19 protein-coding genes are annotated in these 15711 nt (G+C 73.4%); 1 reads left to right on the forward strand and 18 read right to left on the reverse strand.

The features are described from left to right. Window positions 1–49: 49 nt before the first annotated feature. Entirely contained in the window at window positions 50–865 is an 816-nt protein-coding gene (gene tsf, locus ACRAKJ_RS35370; protein ID WP_438926764.1) for a translation elongation factor Ts, read from the reverse strand. Window positions 866–956: 91 nt separating this feature from the next. Next, the gene (gene rpsB / locus ACRAKJ_RS35375; RefSeq protein ID WP_447008803.1) at window positions 957–1826 is read right to left on the reverse strand and encodes a 30S ribosomal protein S2; all 870 of its coding nucleotides are present in this window, start codon (window positions 1824–1826) and stop codon (window positions 957–959) included. A 368-nt stretch (window positions 1827–2194) separates the two neighbouring features. Between rpsB and ACRAKJ_RS35380 the strand changes: the two genes are divergently transcribed. Continuing rightward, window positions 2195–2899 (forward strand): peptidoglycan DD-metalloendopeptidase family protein, encoded by a 705-nt coding sequence (locus ACRAKJ_RS35380; RefSeq protein ID WP_438924119.1) that lies wholly within the window; start codon window positions 2195–2197, stop codon window positions 2897–2899. Window positions 2900–3112: 213 nt separating this feature from the next. Here the strand turns inward: ACRAKJ_RS35380 and ACRAKJ_RS35385 are convergent, their stop codons facing one another. The 16 genes from ACRAKJ_RS35385 to ACRAKJ_RS35460 all read right to left on the reverse strand — a co-directional run bounded on the left by ACRAKJ_RS35385 (window position 3113) and on the right by ACRAKJ_RS35460 (window position 15705). Then, complete coding sequence (locus ACRAKJ_RS35385; protein WP_438924118.1) at window positions 3113–4108, reverse strand: FliA/WhiG family RNA polymerase sigma factor; 996 nt, start codon at window positions 4106–4108, stop codon at window positions 3113–3115. Then, window positions 4083–5060: a tyrosine-type recombinase/integrase gene (locus ACRAKJ_RS35390; RefSeq protein WP_438924117.1), complete on the reverse strand. Its 978-nt coding sequence runs from the start codon at window positions 5058–5060 to the stop codon at window positions 4083–4085. The genes ACRAKJ_RS35385 and ACRAKJ_RS35390 overlap by 26 nt, the downstream gene beginning before the upstream one ends. 33 nt (window positions 5061–5093) lie before the next feature. Beyond that, window positions 5094–6545 carry a DNA-processing protein DprA gene (gene dprA / locus ACRAKJ_RS35395; protein ID WP_438924116.1) on the reverse strand — a complete coding sequence of 484 codons (1452 nt, stop codon included), beginning with the start codon at window positions 6543–6545 and terminating at the stop codon, window positions 5094–5096. Beyond that, window positions 6542–8053 carry a YifB family Mg chelatase-like AAA ATPase gene (locus tag ACRAKJ_RS35400; protein ID WP_438924115.1) on the reverse strand — a complete coding sequence of 504 codons (1512 nt, stop codon included), beginning with the start codon at window positions 8051–8053 and terminating at the stop codon, window positions 6542–6544. Before ACRAKJ_RS35400 ends, dprA begins: the two co-directional genes overlap by 4 nt. Beyond that, entirely contained in the window at window positions 8053–8406 is a 354-nt protein-coding gene (locus tag ACRAKJ_RS35405) for a YraN family protein (protein WP_438924114.1), read from the reverse strand. Before ACRAKJ_RS35405 ends, ACRAKJ_RS35400 begins: the two co-directional genes overlap by 1 nt. 177 nt (window positions 8407–8583) lie before the next feature. After that, window positions 8584–8907 (reverse strand): DUF2469 domain-containing protein, encoded by a 324-nt coding sequence (locus tag ACRAKJ_RS35410; RefSeq protein WP_438924113.1) that lies wholly within the window; start codon window positions 8905–8907, stop codon window positions 8584–8586. Beyond that, entirely contained in the window at window positions 8907–9701 is a 795-nt protein-coding gene (locus ACRAKJ_RS35415) for a ribonuclease HII (RefSeq protein ID WP_438924112.1), read from the reverse strand. The genes ACRAKJ_RS35410 and ACRAKJ_RS35415 overlap by 1 nt, the downstream gene beginning before the upstream one ends. A 9-nt stretch (window positions 9702–9710) precedes the next feature. Continuing rightward, complete coding sequence (lepB, locus tag ACRAKJ_RS35420; RefSeq protein WP_438924111.1) at window positions 9711–10613, reverse strand: signal peptidase I; 903 nt, start codon at window positions 10611–10613, stop codon at window positions 9711–9713. A 16-nt stretch (window positions 10614–10629) separates the two neighbouring features. Further along, the gene (lepB, locus tag ACRAKJ_RS35425; protein WP_438924110.1) at window positions 10630–11529 is read right to left on the reverse strand and encodes a signal peptidase I; all 900 of its coding nucleotides are present in this window, start codon (window positions 11527–11529) and stop codon (window positions 10630–10632) included. A 34-nt stretch (window positions 11530–11563) separates the two neighbouring features. Next, complete coding sequence (rplS, locus tag ACRAKJ_RS35430) at window positions 11564–11935, reverse strand: 50S ribosomal protein L19 (RefSeq protein WP_438924109.1); 372 nt, start codon at window positions 11933–11935, stop codon at window positions 11564–11566. Window positions 11936–12096: 161 nt separating this feature from the next. Further along, window positions 12097–12831 (reverse strand): tRNA (guanosine(37)-N1)-methyltransferase TrmD, encoded by a 735-nt coding sequence (gene trmD, locus ACRAKJ_RS35435; protein ID WP_438924108.1) that lies wholly within the window; start codon window positions 12829–12831, stop codon window positions 12097–12099. Then, the gene (gene rimM, locus ACRAKJ_RS35440; RefSeq protein ID WP_438924107.1) at window positions 12821–13336 is read right to left on the reverse strand and encodes a ribosome maturation factor RimM; all 516 of its coding nucleotides are present in this window, start codon (window positions 13334–13336) and stop codon (window positions 12821–12823) included. The genes trmD and rimM overlap by 11 nt, the downstream gene beginning before the upstream one ends. 8 nt (window positions 13337–13344) lie before the next feature. Continuing rightward, window positions 13345–13584 (reverse strand): RNA-binding protein, encoded by a 240-nt coding sequence (locus tag ACRAKJ_RS35445; RefSeq protein WP_015104447.1) that lies wholly within the window; start codon window positions 13582–13584, stop codon window positions 13345–13347. Next, entirely contained in the window at window positions 13581–14018 is a 438-nt protein-coding gene (rpsP, locus tag ACRAKJ_RS35450) for a 30S ribosomal protein S16 (RefSeq protein ID WP_438924106.1), read from the reverse strand. The genes ACRAKJ_RS35445 and rpsP overlap by 4 nt, the downstream gene beginning before the upstream one ends. A gap of 134 nt (window positions 14019–14152) precedes the next feature. Further along, complete coding sequence (locus ACRAKJ_RS35455; RefSeq protein WP_438924105.1) at window positions 14153–14926, reverse strand: 5-oxoprolinase subunit PxpA; 774 nt, start codon at window positions 14924–14926, stop codon at window positions 14153–14155. Further along, window positions 14923–15705 (reverse strand): CPBP family glutamic-type intramembrane protease, encoded by a 783-nt coding sequence (locus tag ACRAKJ_RS35460; RefSeq protein WP_438924104.1) that lies wholly within the window; start codon window positions 15703–15705, stop codon window positions 14923–14925. Before ACRAKJ_RS35460 ends, ACRAKJ_RS35455 begins: the two co-directional genes overlap by 4 nt. Window positions 15706–15711 lie beyond the last annotated feature (6 nt).

Raw genomic sequence — 15711 nt, forward strand, 5'->3', positions numbered from 1 at the left:
GGCAAGGGCGGGGTCGCGACGTGTGCGCGCAACCCCGCCCTCACGTGGATCAGGCCTGGCCGACCTCGAACCGGGCGAAGCGGGTCACGGTGACCCCGGCCTCGTCCAGCACGGCCTTGACGGTCTTCTTCGACTCCGTCACCGACGGCTGCTCCAGGAGCACCACGTCCTTGAAGAAGCCGTTCACGCGACCTTCGACGATCTTGGGCAGCGCCGCCTCCGGCTTGCCCTCCTCGCGGGAGGTCTCCTCGGCGATGCGGCGCTCGTGGGCCACCACGTCCGCCGGGACCTCGTCGCGGGTGAGGTACTGCGGGCGCATCGCGGCGATCTGCATCGCGGCGCCGCGCGCGGCCTCCTCGTTGTCACCGGTGTACTCGACGACGACGCCCACGGCCGGGGGCAGGTCGGCGGCACGGCGGTGCAGGTAGGTGGTGACGGTGCCGTCGAACACGGCGACCTTGGCCACTTCCAGCTTCTCGCCGATCTTGGCGGAGAACTCCTGGACGACCGCGTCGACGTTCTTGCCGTCCAGGTCGGCGGCCTTGAGGGCCTCGGCGTCGGCCGGGCGGGTGGCCTTGGCGACCGCGACGATCCGGGAGGCCAGCTCCTGGAAGTCGGCGTTCTTGGCGACGAAGTCGGTCTCGCAGCGCAGCTCGATCATCACGCCGTCCTCGGCCACGACCAGGCCGTTGGAGGTCGTGCGCTCGGCGCGCTTGCCGACGTCCTTCGCACCCTTGATGCGCAGGATCTCGACCGCCTTGTCGAAGTCGCCCTCGGCTTCCTCGAGCGCCTTCTTGCAGTCCATCATGCCTGCGGCGGTGAGCTCGCGGAGGCGCTTCACGTCAGCGGCGGTGTAGTTCGCCATCGTGCTGAATCCGTTCCTTCTGCGTATTCGCGCGGGTGTCTGGGCGCGCGCCGCGCCCACCTGCGTCGAGGTGGGCGCGGCGCGCGTCGGATCAGGACTGAGGAGCGGCCTCGGTGCCCTCGGCCGGGGCGGCGGGCGCCTCGGCGGGGGCGGCAGCGGCGGCGGGCGCGTCGGCGCCGACCAGCAGCTCCTGCTCCCACTCGGCCAGCGGCTCGTCGGTGCCGACACCCGGCTCGGGCTTCTCGGCGCCGTCGGCGGCCTGGTTGCGGCCACCCGAGCGCTGCATCAGACCGGCGGCGGCGGCCTCGGCCACGACCTTGGTCAGCAGCGCGGCGGAACGGATCGCGTCGTCGTTGCCCGGGATCGGGTAGTCGACCTCGTCCGGGTCGCAGTTCGTGTCGAGGATCGCCACGATCGGGATGTTCAGCTTGCGAGCCTCACCGACCGCGATGTGCTCCTTCTTGGTGTCCACGATCCACACGGCGCTGGGCACCTTGGACATGTCGCGGATACCGCCGAGCGTGCGCTCCAGCTTGTCCTTCTCGCGGTTCATCATCAGGATTTCCTTCTTGGTGAAACCCTGGAAACCGCCGGTCTGCTCCATCGACTCCAGCTCCTTGAGCCGCTGGAGGCGCTTGTGCACCGTGGAGAAGTTGGTGAGCATGCCGCCCAGCCACCGCTGGTTCACGAAGGGCATGCCGACGCGGAGGGCCTCGTTGGCGATGGCCTCCTGCGCCTGCTTCTTGGTGCCGATGAACAGGATCGACCCGCCGTGCGCGACCGTTTCCTTCACGAACTCGTAAGCCCGGTCGATGTAGGTCAGCGTCTGCTGGAGGTCGATGATGTAGATGCCGTTGCGCTCGGTGAAGATGTAGCGCTTCATCTTCGGGTTCCAGCGGCGGGTCTGGTGCCCGAAGTGCACGCCGCTGTCGAGCAGCTGCTTCATGGTGACGACGGCCATGGCCGGGTTCGCACCTCTTCGTTCGGGCGCACCGGCCGTCTCGGGCCGGCACGCGGTTCCGGTTCATCGCGGCGGACCGGGGTGGACCGCCGCCCTGGTGCCCTTGCCGCCGCCCGAACCGGAGGGGTGTCGCAGTGTGCTCGCCACACCCTCGGGACCGCCGGACTGCGTGACTCGACCACGGAAGCGGGTCGGATCTGCATTGGCACGCGAAGTCGTCCCGCGCTCACACGGGCCGCGGCACGAGTGTACGCCGATCAGCTCCGGAACACCGAACCGCCCCCGGGAGTTGTCCACAGGCCGTCGAGTTGTCCACAACCGACGAGAAGCCGCTGGCAGCCACCGCCGCGACCCCGGACCGTGGAGGCATGACTCCCACGATGCGAACGCCGCTGGTCCTGGCCTTGACAGCCACCCTGCTCCTCACTCCCCCACCCCCGCTGACCGCCCTCCCGGCAACCGCCCTCCCGGCAACCGCCCTCCTGGTGGCCGGCCTCCCGGTGGCCGACCGGGCGGCGGCGAGCCGAGCACCGCGCTTCGCCTGGCCACTGCCCCCACCACGCGAGGTGGTCCGCCGCTTCGAACCCCCACCCGGCCCGTACGCCGCGGGCCACCGGGGCGTCGACCTGGCCGCCCCACCGGGCACCGCGGTCCTGGCCGCCGCCGACGGCGTGGTCCTGCACGGCGGCCCGGTGGCCGGCCGCCCGCTGGTCTCCCTGCTCCACACCGGCGGCCTGCGCACCACCTACGAGCCGGTCACGCCCGAGGTCCACGCGGGTCGGACCGTCCGGCGGGGCGACCGGATCGGCACCCTGCGACCGGGCCACGAGGGCTGCCCGACCCCGGCCTGCCTGCACTGGGGAGCCCTGAGGACGAGCCCGCCCCGAGCCCGCGACTACCTCGACCCGCTGCGCCTGGTGGCCTCGGGCCGGGTGCGCCTGCTCCCCCGAGCCGGGCCGAGCGGGGCGTCAAAGCGGGGCGGGGTGTCAGGGCAGGTGTCCGGGCATGCGTCCGGGCATGCGTCCGGGCATGCGTCCGGGCGGAATGGCGGCGAAGTGGTGGTGCGGGGGTGACGCGATGACGACGCCGCAGCGCGGCGGGTGCTCGACGCCGGTGATCGGTCACCGGGTGTCCCGGCCGTAGATGCCCGGTCGTCGGATGCCGGGTCGCCGGTGCCGGGCCGCCCGATGCCGGGCCGCCTGTGTCCGGTCGCCGGATGCCGGGCCGCCGTGTGTCCGGTCGCCGGGTGCCGGGCCGCCGTTGTCCGGGCGCGGACGCGTCGGGCGTCAGGTTTCGAGCTGCTCGTTGAGCTTGGTGCGGAGGCGCAGGACCGCCCGCGTGTGGAGCTGGCAGACCCGGGACTCGGTGACCCCGAGCACCTTGCCGATCTCGGCGAGGGTCAGGTTCTCGAAGTAGTACAGGGTCACCACGACCCGGTCGCGCTCGGCGAGCTGGGCGATGGCGTCGGCGAGCTGGCGTCGGCTGTCCTGGTCGACCAGGCTCGCGATCGGGTCCTCCGCGCCCTCGTCGGGCAGCGACTCGGCCAGCGAGGAGCCCGCGCCACCGGCGTTGCGGCCCGCGGCGATCAGCTCGTCCAGCGCGACGACGCTGGTGAGCTGGAGCTGGGCGTACAGCTCGCGCAGCTCACCGAGGCCGATCTTCAGCTCGGCGGCCAGCTCGCGGTCGGTCGGGGTGCGCTGGAGGCTGGCGCCGAGGCGTTCGAGCGCGCGCTCGACGTCGCGGGCCCGGCTGCGGACCGAGCGCGGCACCCAGTCCTGGGAGCGCAGGTCGTCGAGGATCGCGCCGCGGATGCGCTGCATCGCGTACGTCTCGAACTTCAGGCCGCGCTCGGGCTCGAACTTCTCGATCGCGTCGACCAGGCCGAAGATGCCGGACTGGATCAGGTCGGCCACGTCGACGTGCGCGGGCAGGCCGGTGCCGACGCGACCCGCGACGTACTTGACCAGCGGGGCGTAGTGCAGCACCAGCCGGTCGCGCAGGCCCTGCTCGCGCGACTCGCCGTACTTGTGCCACAGCGCGATGATCCCGGCTTCCACGTCGTCGGCGGTGCGCGACTCGGACGCCGGGTGCGCCGGTCTGCCGACGGGCGCCGGTGCGGCGTGGCCGTTGAGCCCTTGCGCACCGTCGACGTGGTGACCGTTCGTCCCGGCCGGGGTGCGCGACTCCGACGAGGTCCCGACGTGCGCGGCGGAGGGAGAGGTCACGGTTGCGGTCCGCGAACCTCCCCCTGCGACGTCAGGAGCGGGGGTGGGTTCGGTCATGGATCGCCTTCAGCCGTTCGACGGTGACGTGTGTGTAGAGCTGAGTGGTTGCGAGCGTAGCGTGACCAAGAAGCTCTTGGACGGTGCGCAGGTCCGCTCCTCCTTCCAACAGGTGCGTGGCCGCGGAGTGGCGCAGCCCGTGGGGCCCGGTGTCGTTCGCCCCGGGCACCGCACCCACTACATCGTGGACGACCCGCCTGGCGGTACGCGGGTCGAGCCTGCCGCCCCGCGCACCCAGTAGCAGCGCGCGGTGTGAACGGTCGTTGACCAGCGCCGACCGCCCGTGCTCCACCCAGCGCCGTACCGCCCGTTCGGCCGGAACGCCGAACGGCACCGTGCGTTCGCGGTTGCCCTTGCCCAGAACCCGAATCACCCTTTGGGAGTAGTCCACGTCGTCGAGGTCGAGACCGCACAACTCGGCGACCCGGACACCTGTCGCGTACAGCAACTCCACCACGGCTTGGTCACGCAGCGCAACCGGATCGCCCTGTTCCGCGCTTACTTCCGCTACTGCCATGGCGGCCCCGGCCTGGTCCGGCCGCAGCACCGCGGGCAGCGTCCGGTGCGGGCGCGGCGCGACGAGCCGCGGCCCCGGGTCCGCGGCCAGCGCGCCCGTGCGGGTGGCCCACGCGGTGAACGCGCGGGCGGAGGCCGCGCGGCGGGCGAGCGTCGTCCGCCCCGCGCCCGCCGCGTGCTGAGCGGCGAGCCACGAGCGCAGCCCGGGGAGGTCGACGGCCTCCGCGGTGGCGTTGTCGGGCTCGTCCCCGGCCAGGTGGACCAGCAGGGCGACGACGTCGCCGAGGTAGGCGCGGACGGTGTGCGGGGACAGCCCGCGCTCCATCGACAGGTGGCGCTCGAAGCCGTCCAGCACGGCCGCCACGTCGTCCGGGAGCGCGCGACGGAGGCGCACGAGATCGACACGACGTGTCCGAGCGGGCGGCTGCGGGGACATAGACCCTGACGCTGCGCCCTCGGACGCCCTTGGTCAAGCATCGCCACGCCAACTCGCCTCCTGGGAACGCTTCCAACCTGATTCGCCGCGTTCCGCGAGACGGGCCAGTTCCAGTTGTGGCAGCAGAGCGCGCACCCTCGCCAGCTCGACGCCGGACTCCACCGAGATGGCCTCCGGGCTGTGGCCGAACGCCAGCCCGAGGGCTTCGAACACCCTCATCGCGTCGCCCTGCGGCGGCCCGGCCTCGGTGTTCCGCCGCGCCTCGACCAGGTCGACCCCGAGCCGCCCGGTCGACTCGACGACCTCGGCCACGCTGCTCACCGGCAGCGCCTCGCCCGACCTGAGCAGCTCGTGGCACCCGGTCGAGCTGACCGAGGTGATCGGACCGGGCACCGCCATCAGCACCCGCCCCAGCGCGGTCGTCGAGGCCGCCGTGTTCTTCGCGCCGCTGCGCCGCCCGGCCTCGACGACGACCGTGCCCTCCGCGAGCGCCGCGATCAGCCGGTTCCGGGTGAGGAACCGGTGCCGGGCCGGGGTGTGCGCCGGCGGGTACTCGCTCACCACCAGCCCCTCGGCGGCGATGCGCTCGATCAGCGCCCGGTGACCGGCGGGGTAGGCGACGTCGACGCCGCACGCCAGCACCGCGACCGTCGTGCCGCCGGCGGTCAGCGCGCCCCGGTGCGCCGCCCCGTCGATCCCGTAGGCGGCACCGGACACCACGGTCACCCCCGCCTCGGCCAGCCCGAAGCCGAACTCCTCGGCGACGTGCTGCCCGTACCCGGTCGCGGCCCGGCTGCCGACGACCGCGACGGCGCGCTCGGCGGCGCCGGCCAGGTCCACCCGGCCGCGCACCCACAGCGCCAGTGGCTCCCCGCCGCAGCGCAGGCCGTTGGCGGCGGCCGTGCCCAGCGCGGTGAACGGCCACGACGGCCACTCCGGGTCCTCGGGCACGAGGAGCCGCCCGCCGACCGCCGCCACGAGCTCCAGGTCGCGCTCGGCCCGGACCTCCGCGCGCCGGGCGGAGGTCTGGCTGTCGACGGCGGCGGGCACGTCCCCGCGACGGACCAGCTCCGCCGCCGCGACCGGCCCCACCTCGGCCACGAACGCGTGCAGGGCGTGCGCGGGCGGCTCCGCGACCCGGGACAGGTAGGCCCTCGCCAGCAGGACGTCATCGCCCACCGCAGGCCCCCGCGGCACCGGCACCGGCACCGGCGACGCGGGCCGGCCCATCCCGGCCGGGTGATCCGCTCTGGCGGGCGGGGTCGCGGCCGCTCCGGCGGGCGGGGTTGCGGCCGGGTAGTCCGCTCCGGCGGGCGGGGTCGCGGCGGGGTGGTCCGCTCCGGCGGCCGGGCTGGTAGCCGGGCTGGCGGCCAGGTGGTCCGCTCCGGCGGCCGGGCTGGCGGCCGAGGTGGCGGCCGGGCTGGCGGCCGAGGTGGCGGGCGGGCTGGCGGCCGAGGTGGCGGGAGCGGGCGCGGGGCGCGTCACGACGCACTCCTGTCGCGGAATTCGAGGGCGGCGGCCACGTGGTCGGCGGTCGGGCGGTCCGCCTTCGCCAGGTCGGCCAGGGTCCAGGCGACGCGGAGGCACCTGTCCGCGCCCCGGCCCGTCAGCGCGCCCAGCGCCAGCGCCCGGTCCAGGACCCGGGTGACGTCGCGCGGCAGGGCGTGGTCGCGGCGCAGGACCGGGCCCGGTACCTCCGCGTTGGTCGGCCAGCCGTGGGCGGACCAGCGCTCGGTGGCCCTCGCCCTGGCCTCGCGGACCCTCGCCCTGACCGTCGCGGACGGTTCCGGCGGGCTCACCTCCGCGCCCGACATGGCGGTGAGGGGGCGCATGGTCACGCGCAGGTCCACGCGGTCCAGCAGGGGGCCGGACAGCTTCGCCGCGTAGCGCCGCCTGGCCGCGGGCGGGCAGAGGCAGTCGACGTCCTTCGGCGGCGCGCACGGACAGGGGTTGGTGGCCATGACCAGCTGGAACCTCGCCGGGTACCGGGCTATGCCGTCACGCCTGGCCAGGCGCACCTCGCCCTCCTCCAGGGCGGTGCGGAGGGCCTCCAGCTTGGCCGCGCCGAACTCGCGGGCCTCGTCCAGGAACAGGACCCCGCGGTGGGCCCGGCTCATCGCGCCCGGTTTGGCCGTGCCCGTCCCGCCGCCGACGAGCGCGGCGGTGGAGGTGGAGTGGTGCAGCGAGACGAACGGCGGCGTCGAGACCAGCGGGGCCTCCGGCGTGAGCAGCCCCGCGACGGAGTGCACGGCCGTCACGCCCAGCGCCTCGTCCCCCGCCAGCGGCGGCAGCAGGCCCGCCAGGCGCTGGGCCAGCATCGTCTTCCCGGTGCCGGGCGGCCCGGTGAGCAGGAGGTGGTGGCCGCCCGCCGCCGCCACCTCCAGCGCCCACCTCGCCTCCGGCTGGCCGAGCACGTCCGCCAGGTCCGGGCCGTCCGGCGGCCGGGCCGGGGCCGGTTCGGGCGCGGCGGCCAGGCCGCCCTCGCCCGCCAGCCACGCCAGGACCTCGGTGAGGGTGGACGCGCCGTGCAGGGTCAGGCCGTCGACGAGCGCCGCCTCGGGCAGGGAGTCGACCGGGACGACCGCCTCGGTCAGCCCCGCCCGCCGCGCCGCCAGCAGCGACGGCAGGACGCCGCGGACCGCGCGGACCCGGCCGTCGAGGGCCAGTTCGCCCAGCAGCGCGGTGCCCGCCAGCCGCTCGCCGGGCACCTCCCCGGTCGCGGCCAGGACGACGCACGCGATGGCCAGGTCGTAGCCCGAGCCGTTCTTCGGCAGCGTCGCCGGGGACAGGCCCAGGGTCACCCGCCGCGTCGGCCACGCCCGGCCGCTGTTGCGGACCGCCGCGCGCACGCGGTCCTTCGACTCGTGCAGGGCCGCGTCCGGCAGGCCCAGGAGCTGCGTCCGCACGGTGCCCGCGCCGACGTCGGCCTCGATCTCCACGGGCACGCCGTCGACCCCGAGCAGGGCCACGGACCAGGTGCGCGCCAGCGCCATCACACACCCCGCAGGTGGTGGAGGCGGACGCGACCGCCGGGCGGCCACTCGATCGACACGACGTCCACGCGGATGCGGACGCCGGGCAGGCGGTGCAGCACCGACCAGCGCTGCGAGGCCCGGCGCACCCGGTCGAGCTGCCCGGGCGCCACGGCCTCCAGCGGCGCGCCCCGGTCGGTGCCCGAACGGCACTTCACCTCGACCACGACCAACTGGTCGCCGTCCGTCGCGACGACGTCGAGCTCACCCTCCTCGCAGCGCCAGTTGCGGGCGAGCAGGGACAGGCCCTGGTGTTCGAGGTAGCGGCAGGCCGCGTCCTCGCCGCGCCTGCCCAGGTCGGTTGCCGTGCTCATCTCGTTCCTCCCGGTGGTGGTCGTGTGGTCGACCATCCGGGAGGAACGGGGGGAGCGCCGGCACGATCTCCGGAACTGTGGACAACTCCGCGGCCTGTGGACAACCGGGTGGAGCCACCCGGAGAACGCGGCGGGGGCCTGCCGGACGGCAGACCCCCGCGACGTGGAAGCCGTCTGTCAGGTGTTGAACGGACCGTCCTCGGGCAGCCGCAGCTCGGGCTTGTCGAGCTCCTCGACGTTCACGTCCTTGAACGTGATCACCCGGACGTTCTTGACGAACCGGGCGGGGCGGTACATGTCCCACACCCAGGCGTCGGACATCCGCACCTCGAAGTAGACCTCGCCGTCCGCGTTGCGGACCTGCACGTCCACCGAGTTGGCCAGGTAGAACCGCCGCTCGGTCTCCACGACGAACGAGAACTGGCTGACGATGTCGCGGTACTCCTTGTACAGCGACAACTCCATCTCGGTCTCGTACTTCTCGAGATCCTCTGCACTCATTACGCCTCCGCGCGGGTACTCATCGAATCCGCGCCCCTCCTCGTCGCGAGCCTGCCACCGCTGGTCTGCGGGGGTGTTCCATTCTGGACCACACCGGCGGGCACGACGCCACGCGCCACCCGGTGCGGCGGCTCCAGGCCGTGACGAGCCGCTGCCGCCGCCACATTCGCATACGACCAGCGGTGTTGCGCACTCGGGCCGTGCTCCGCGAGCGCCGCGGTGTGGTCCGCCGTGCTGTAGCCCTTGTGCACGTCGAACCCGTAGGCGGGCAGCTCCCCGTGCAGCTCGGTCATGATCCGGTCGCGCGTGACCTTGGCCAACACCGACGCGGCCGCCACGCAGGCCGCCACGCGGTCGCCCTTGACAACCGGCATGCTCGGCGCCGTGAGGCCCGGGACCGGGAACCCGTCGGTCAGCACGTAGCCGGGATGTGCACCCAAACGGGCGACAGCCCGCCGCATCCCCTCGATGTTCGCCACGTGCACGCCGATCAGGTCGACCTCGGCCGCGGGGACGACGACGACCGCGTAGTCGACCGCGTGCCTGAGCACCAGGTCGTGCACGCGGTCACGGGCGGCGGCGGTGAGCAGCTTCGAGTCGGTCAGGCCCTCGAACTTCGCCGCGTCACCCGGCTTGAGCACGCACGACGCGACCACCAGCGGTCCGGCGCACGCGCCCCGGCCCGCCTCGTCCACGCCCGCCACCGGGCCGAGGCCGCGCCGGTCGAGCGCGGCCTGGAACGCCCAGATGCCCGCGGCCGGCCGGACCTGGACGCGGGGCGGCTTGCGGATCACCCCTCGACCCTATCCCAGGCGCGAACGCCGGAACCGCGCCCGCACGCGCTTGCCCAGCAGCAGCACCGGCCAGGCCGCCGCGAACCCGGCGCCGGCCGGCAGGGCGTCCTGCCAGGCGGGGGCGCCGATGGCCACGACCTGGGGGTTGTGGTCGCCCACGCCCTGCCAGCGGGCCGGCGGCAGCACGATCACGCGGGCCTTGCCCACCACGTTGTCGACCGGCACCAGACCGCCCTCGCGGCCGTCGCCCTGGCACCGGGAGTCGCACGAGTCGTTGCGGTTGTCGCCGAGCACGAACAGGTAGCCCTCGGGGATCTTCAGCTCCGCGAACGACTCCTGCACGGTGCTGCGGCCCGGCTCCCAGTGCACGTAGGGCTCGTCGAGCGGCTTGCCGTCGACCACGACCCGGTTGCGCTCGTCGCAGCACTGCACGGTCTGCCCGCCGACGGCGATGACCCGCTTGACGAAGTCCTCCTCGTTCGCAGACGGGAAGCCCATCAGCGAGCCGAGGCCCTGGATCGCCCTGGTCACCGGGTTGGTCGGCTCCTCGGTCACGAAGTCCTGGTTGATCCAGGTGTCGGGACCGTGGAACACGACCACGTCACCCGGCGAGGGGTCGGTGAAGTCGTAGGTGAGCTTGTCGACCAGCACGCGGTCGCCGAAGCAGCCGTCGGAGCAGCCGTGGAGCGTCTGCTCCATCGACTCCGACGGGATCATGTAGACCTTGGCCAGGAAGGACTGGATCAGCACCGCCAGCACGACGGCGACACCGATGAGGATGGGCAGTTCCTTCCAGAACGAGCCCTTCTTCTTGGCCTTCTCGTGCGCGCGGGCGCGCCACTGCTCGACCTTCTCCTCGTGCTCCGGGTCCTCCCCGTCGGAGGGGCCACGGGACGGTGCGACGTCTACCACCCGCCCAGCGTACCGATCAGACCTGTGAGGCCCTGGTCAACCGCCTCCGCACCTTCCGGGTGAAGAACACCAGGGGCCACGCGGCGACGAGCCCGGCGCCCGCCGGGATGCCCTGCTGCCACGCGGGCGCGCCCAGCGACACGGCCTGCGGGTTGTGGTCGCCGATGCCCTGCCAGCGCGACGGCGGCAGCACGATGACGCGCGCCTTGCCGATCACGTTCTCCTCGGGCACGGTGCCGTTCAGGCCGCCGCCGCCCTGCGCGCGGGAGTCGGTGGAGTTCGTCCGGTTGTCGCCCATCACCCAGAGCTGGCCCTCGGGGACCTTGACCGCCTCGAACGGCTTGTGGTCCTCCGGCGAGGTGCCGGGCGCCCAGTAGACGTAGGGCTCGTCCAGCGGCTTGCCGTCGACCTTGAGCCGGTGCTGGTCGTCGCAGCACTCGACGGTCTGGCCGCCGACGGCGATGACGCGCTTGACGAAGTCGCGCTCGTCCGGCGGCGCGAGGCCGATCAGGGACAGCACGGACTGGAGGCCGGCGACGACCGGGTTCTCGGAGCGCGTCGAGGTGAAGTCGTTGTTGCCCCACGCCTCGGGGCCGCGGAAGACGACGACCTCGCCGGGCTCGATGTCGCCGAAGTCGTAGACCAGCTTGTCGACCAGCACCCGGTCGTTGTTGCACCCGGGGCAGCCGTGGAGGGTCTCCTCCATCGACTGCGACGGGATCACGTACACCCTCGCCAGGAAGGTCTGGATCAGGACCGTCAGGACCAGCGCCGTCGCGGCGAGCACGAGCAGCTCGCGCCAGAGCGGCGGCTTCTTCTTGCCCTTCGGGCCACCACCCGCAGCCTCGTCCGGAGTGGACTCGGCTGCGGGTTCCTGACCGTCTTCGTCAGCGGAGCGGTGCACGGGTTCTGCCACGTGGGCAGGCTACTGGTTCCGCGTGAGCCGGGCGTCAGGAGGCCGGCTTGGCCCCGGGCTTCGCGTCGCGCTTCTCCTTGATCTTGGCGGCCTTGCCGCGCAGGTCGCGGAGGTAGTAGAGCTTCGCGCGGCGCACGGCACCGCGGGAGGCCACCTCGACCTCGGCGATGTTCGGGGAGTGCACCGGGAAGGTGCGCTCGACGCCGACGCCGAACGAGACCTTGCGGACGGTGAAGGTCTCGCGGATGCCACCGCCCTGGCGGCGGATCACGACGCCCTGGAACACCTGGACCCGCTCACGGGAGCCCTCGATGACGCGGACGTGGACCTTCAGCGTGTCGCCCGGCCGGAAGCTCGGGATGTCGGAGCGCAGCGACTGGGCGTCAAGAGCGTCCAGGGTGTTCATCGGTGGTCCGTCCTCGTCCTCACGTGTACGTACTCCCCCGGCGCGCGTTCGGGTGAAACTTCACGGCCTTCGGGGGCGGGCTAGCGCACGCCGGACAAGTTGAACCGGGTGCAGCAACCTGTCCAGTGTGCCAGATGGGCACGGTCCGGACGAAATCGGGCCTAGCCCAGCTCGTCCAGGAGCTTGCGGTCGTGCTTGTCGAAGGCGCTGTCGGGCAGCGCGGCGAGCAGTTCGGGGCGGCGTTCCCGGGTCCGGCGCAGCGACTGGTCGCGGCGCCAGCGGTCGATCAGCCGGTGGTTGCCCGAGCGCAGCACCTCGGGCACGGCCAGGTCGCGCCACACCTCGGGGCGGGTGTAGCTCGGGCCTTCGAGCAGGCCGTCGGAGAACGAGTCCTCCGCGGCGGACTTCGGGTTGCCCAGCACGCCGGGCAGCAGCCGGGCCACGGCCTCGACCACGACGAGGACGGCCACCTCGCCGCCGACCAGCACGTAGTCGCCGATGGAGACCTCGTCCACGCGCACCCGCCGGGCCGCGTCGTCCACGACCCGCTGGTCGATGCCCTCGTAGCGGCCGCAGGCGAACACCAGGTGCTCCTCCGCGGCGAGCTCGTGGGCCATCGCCTGGGTGAACGGGCGGCCGGCGGGCGTGGGCACGACCAGCCGGGTCGCCTCCGTGCACACGGCGTCCAGCGCGTCGCCCCAGACCTGCGGCTTCATCACCATGCCGGGGCCGCCGCCGTACGGGCTGTCGTCCACGGCCTTGTGCACGTCGTGGGTCCAGTCGCGCAGGTCGTGCACGCCGACGGAGATCAGGCCGCGGTCGATCGCCTTGCCCAGCAGGGCGGCCCGGAGCGGGTCGAGGTACTCCGGGAAGATCGTGACGACGTCAATCCGCATCGAGCAGGCCCTCGGGCGGGGTCAGCACGACGCGCCCGCCGGCGACGTCCACCGTGGGCACGATCTCGCGCACGAACGGGACCAGCTGCTCGCCGCGCTCGGTCCTGAGGACCAGCAGCTCGCCGCCGGGGCCGTGCACGATTTCGTGCACCGTGCCGATCTTCGTCCCGTCCACCAGCTCGGCGCTCAGGCCTTCGAGCTCGTGGTCGTAGAACTCGTCCGGGTCGCCGGTCGGCGGCAGGTCGTCCGTGCTGCCGAGCAGCAGCGTGCCGCGCAGCGTCTCGGCCACGTCCCTGGTCAGGACTTCCTCGAAGCGCACCAGCAGCCGCCCGGAGTGGTTCCGGGCGGCTGTGACGGTGAGGTCGCGGGACGTGCCGTCGCGCAACTTCGCGGCCAGCACCGCGCCCGGCGCGAACCGGGCCTCGGGTGAATCGGTGCGCACGTCGACGGCGAGTTCGCCGGTGATCCCGTGCGCCTTGGCCACGCGGCCGACGACGACGTCCATCCGCGGGCTCAGCGGTCGGTGTCGACCACGTCGACCCGCACGCCACGACCACCGATACCGGCCATCACGGTGCGCAGGGCCGTCGCGGTGCGGCCGGAGCGGCCGATCACCTTGCCGAGGTCGTCCGGGTGGACGTGGACCTCCAGCGTGCGACCGCGCCGGGTCGTGACCAGGTTCACCCGGACGTCGTCCGGGTGGTCGACGATGCCCCGAACGAGGTGTTCGAGGGCGTCAGCCAACAAGCTCACGCCTCGTCCTTGGGGGCGTCGGCGGCGGGCTCGGCGTCGGCCTTCTTGGCGGCCTTCTTCTTCGGCGTGGTGGCCTCGGTCGACGGCGCGTCGCCGGCGGCGGCCAGCGCGGCGGCGAACAGGTCCGCCTTGCTGGGCTTCGGCTCCTTGAGCTTCAGCGTGCCCTCGGCGCCCGGCAGGCCCTTGAACTTCTGCCAGTCGCCGGTGATCTCCAGCAGGCGCTGCACGGACTCGGTCGGCTGCGCGCCGACACCCAGCCAGTACTGCGCGCGGTCGCTGTCGACCGCGATGAACGACGGCTCTTCCTTCGGGTGGTACTTGCCGATCGTCTCGATGGCCTTGCCGCTGCGGCGGGTGCGCGCGTCGGCGACGACGATCCGGTAGTACGGCTGACGGATCTTGCCGAGTCGCTGAAGCTTGATCTTGACGGCCACGGGTGTGGGTGCTCCTCGTGCTTCGATGTGCTCAGGTTGGGCAGTCCTCACCCGCGTGGGGCACGGGTGCGAAAAGCCCAGGTGTCTGGGGCGCCACGGCACGGTGAGAGGGACCGACCTCGGCGAACAACCAATCATTCTGCCAGACGCGGCGGCTCCGGTACGAATCGGGCCACGGCCACCCCCGCCGCGCCGAGGGCCGCGCGGATCTCCCGGGCGTGCTCGACGGCGCCCGGCGTGTCGCCGTGCACGCACAGGGAGTCGACCTCGGCCCTGATCACGGACCCGTCGGTGGCGACCAGCTCGCCGCGTTCGGCGAGCCGCAGCACCTGCGCGAGGACCGCGTCGGTGCCGCCGAGCACCGCGCCGGGCTCGCGGCGCGGCACCAGGGTGCCCTCCGGGGTGTACGCGCGGTCGGCGAACGCCTCGCGCACCGCGCGCAGGCCCGCGCGGTCGGCGTGGTGCAGCAGGCGCGAGCCGGGCAGCCCGAGGACGGGCAGGTCGCCGAACGCCCGCACGCCCGCGACCACGGCGGCGGCCTGCGCGTCGTGGTGCACGGTGGCGTTGTAGAGCGCGCCGTGCGGCTTCACGTAGGCCACCCGCGTGCCGGCCGCTCGGGCGCACGCCTCCAGCGCGCCGACCTGGTAGAGCACCTCGTCGGCCAGCTCGCCCGGGTCGGCGTCGATGAACCGGCGGCCGAAGCCCGCGAGGTCGCGGTAGGAGACCTGGGCGCCGACGGCGACCCCCCGCGCGGCGGCCCGCGCGCACACCCGGCGCATCGTCGACGGGTCGCCCGCGTGGAACCCGCAGGCCACGTTCGCGCTGGTCACGACGTCGAGCAGGGCGTCGTCGTCGCCGAGCCGCCAGATGCCGAAGCCCTCGCCGAGGTCGCTGTTGAGGTCGATCACGCGGGCATCACCCCCACCGAGACGAGGAGCAGGGTCAGGCCGGGCAGGAAGTTGTTGACGACGTGCGCGACGACGCTGGCGGTGAGCCTGCGGGTGATCAGCCGGGCGATGCCGATGGGGATCGCGATGACGATCAGCAGCGAGGTCCGCAGCGGTTCCAGGTGGCTCGCCGCGAAGATCAGCGTGGTGAGCGTGAACGCCGCCCACCGGCTCCACCGCTGCCGCTCGATCGCCCCCCACAGCAGGCCGCGGTAGATGACCTCCTCGCAGACCGGCCCGATGAAGCACACGTAGAGGAACATCACGACGGCCGCGCCGAGGGGCAGGCCCGCGCCGTCGACCAGCTCGCCGATGGCCGACGTGGCGTTCTTGTCGCCGACGACCCGGGACCAGATCACGGCGGCCACGTAGGTGAGCACCAGGCCGAGCGCGCCGAGCTTGAGGCCGACCTTCACGTCCGCCCAGTCCCAGCCCAGCCGGAGGTCCTGCCACGGGCCGTTGCCGCGCACGCAGGTGATCACCACGGCGACACCGGCGGCGAGCACGGTCGGCACCACGGAGCCGACCAGGATGAACGCCACCGAGCTGCCGATGTCGGTGCCCGAGGTGCGGGCGATCGCCGTGATGAACACGGCGCTGAGGATGAAGACGGCTTCGACCAGCACGAACGCGCCGAAGCCCCAGCGCTGCCCGGCCCGCACGGGTTCCGGCTCGCGCCCGACCGCCCGGACGCTGGCGATCAGTCCTGTCGGGGGTTCATCCGGTGGGTTCACAGCCATCCACCC

The sequence above is a fragment of the Saccharothrix sp. DSM 118769 genome, from assembly GCF_052936295.1.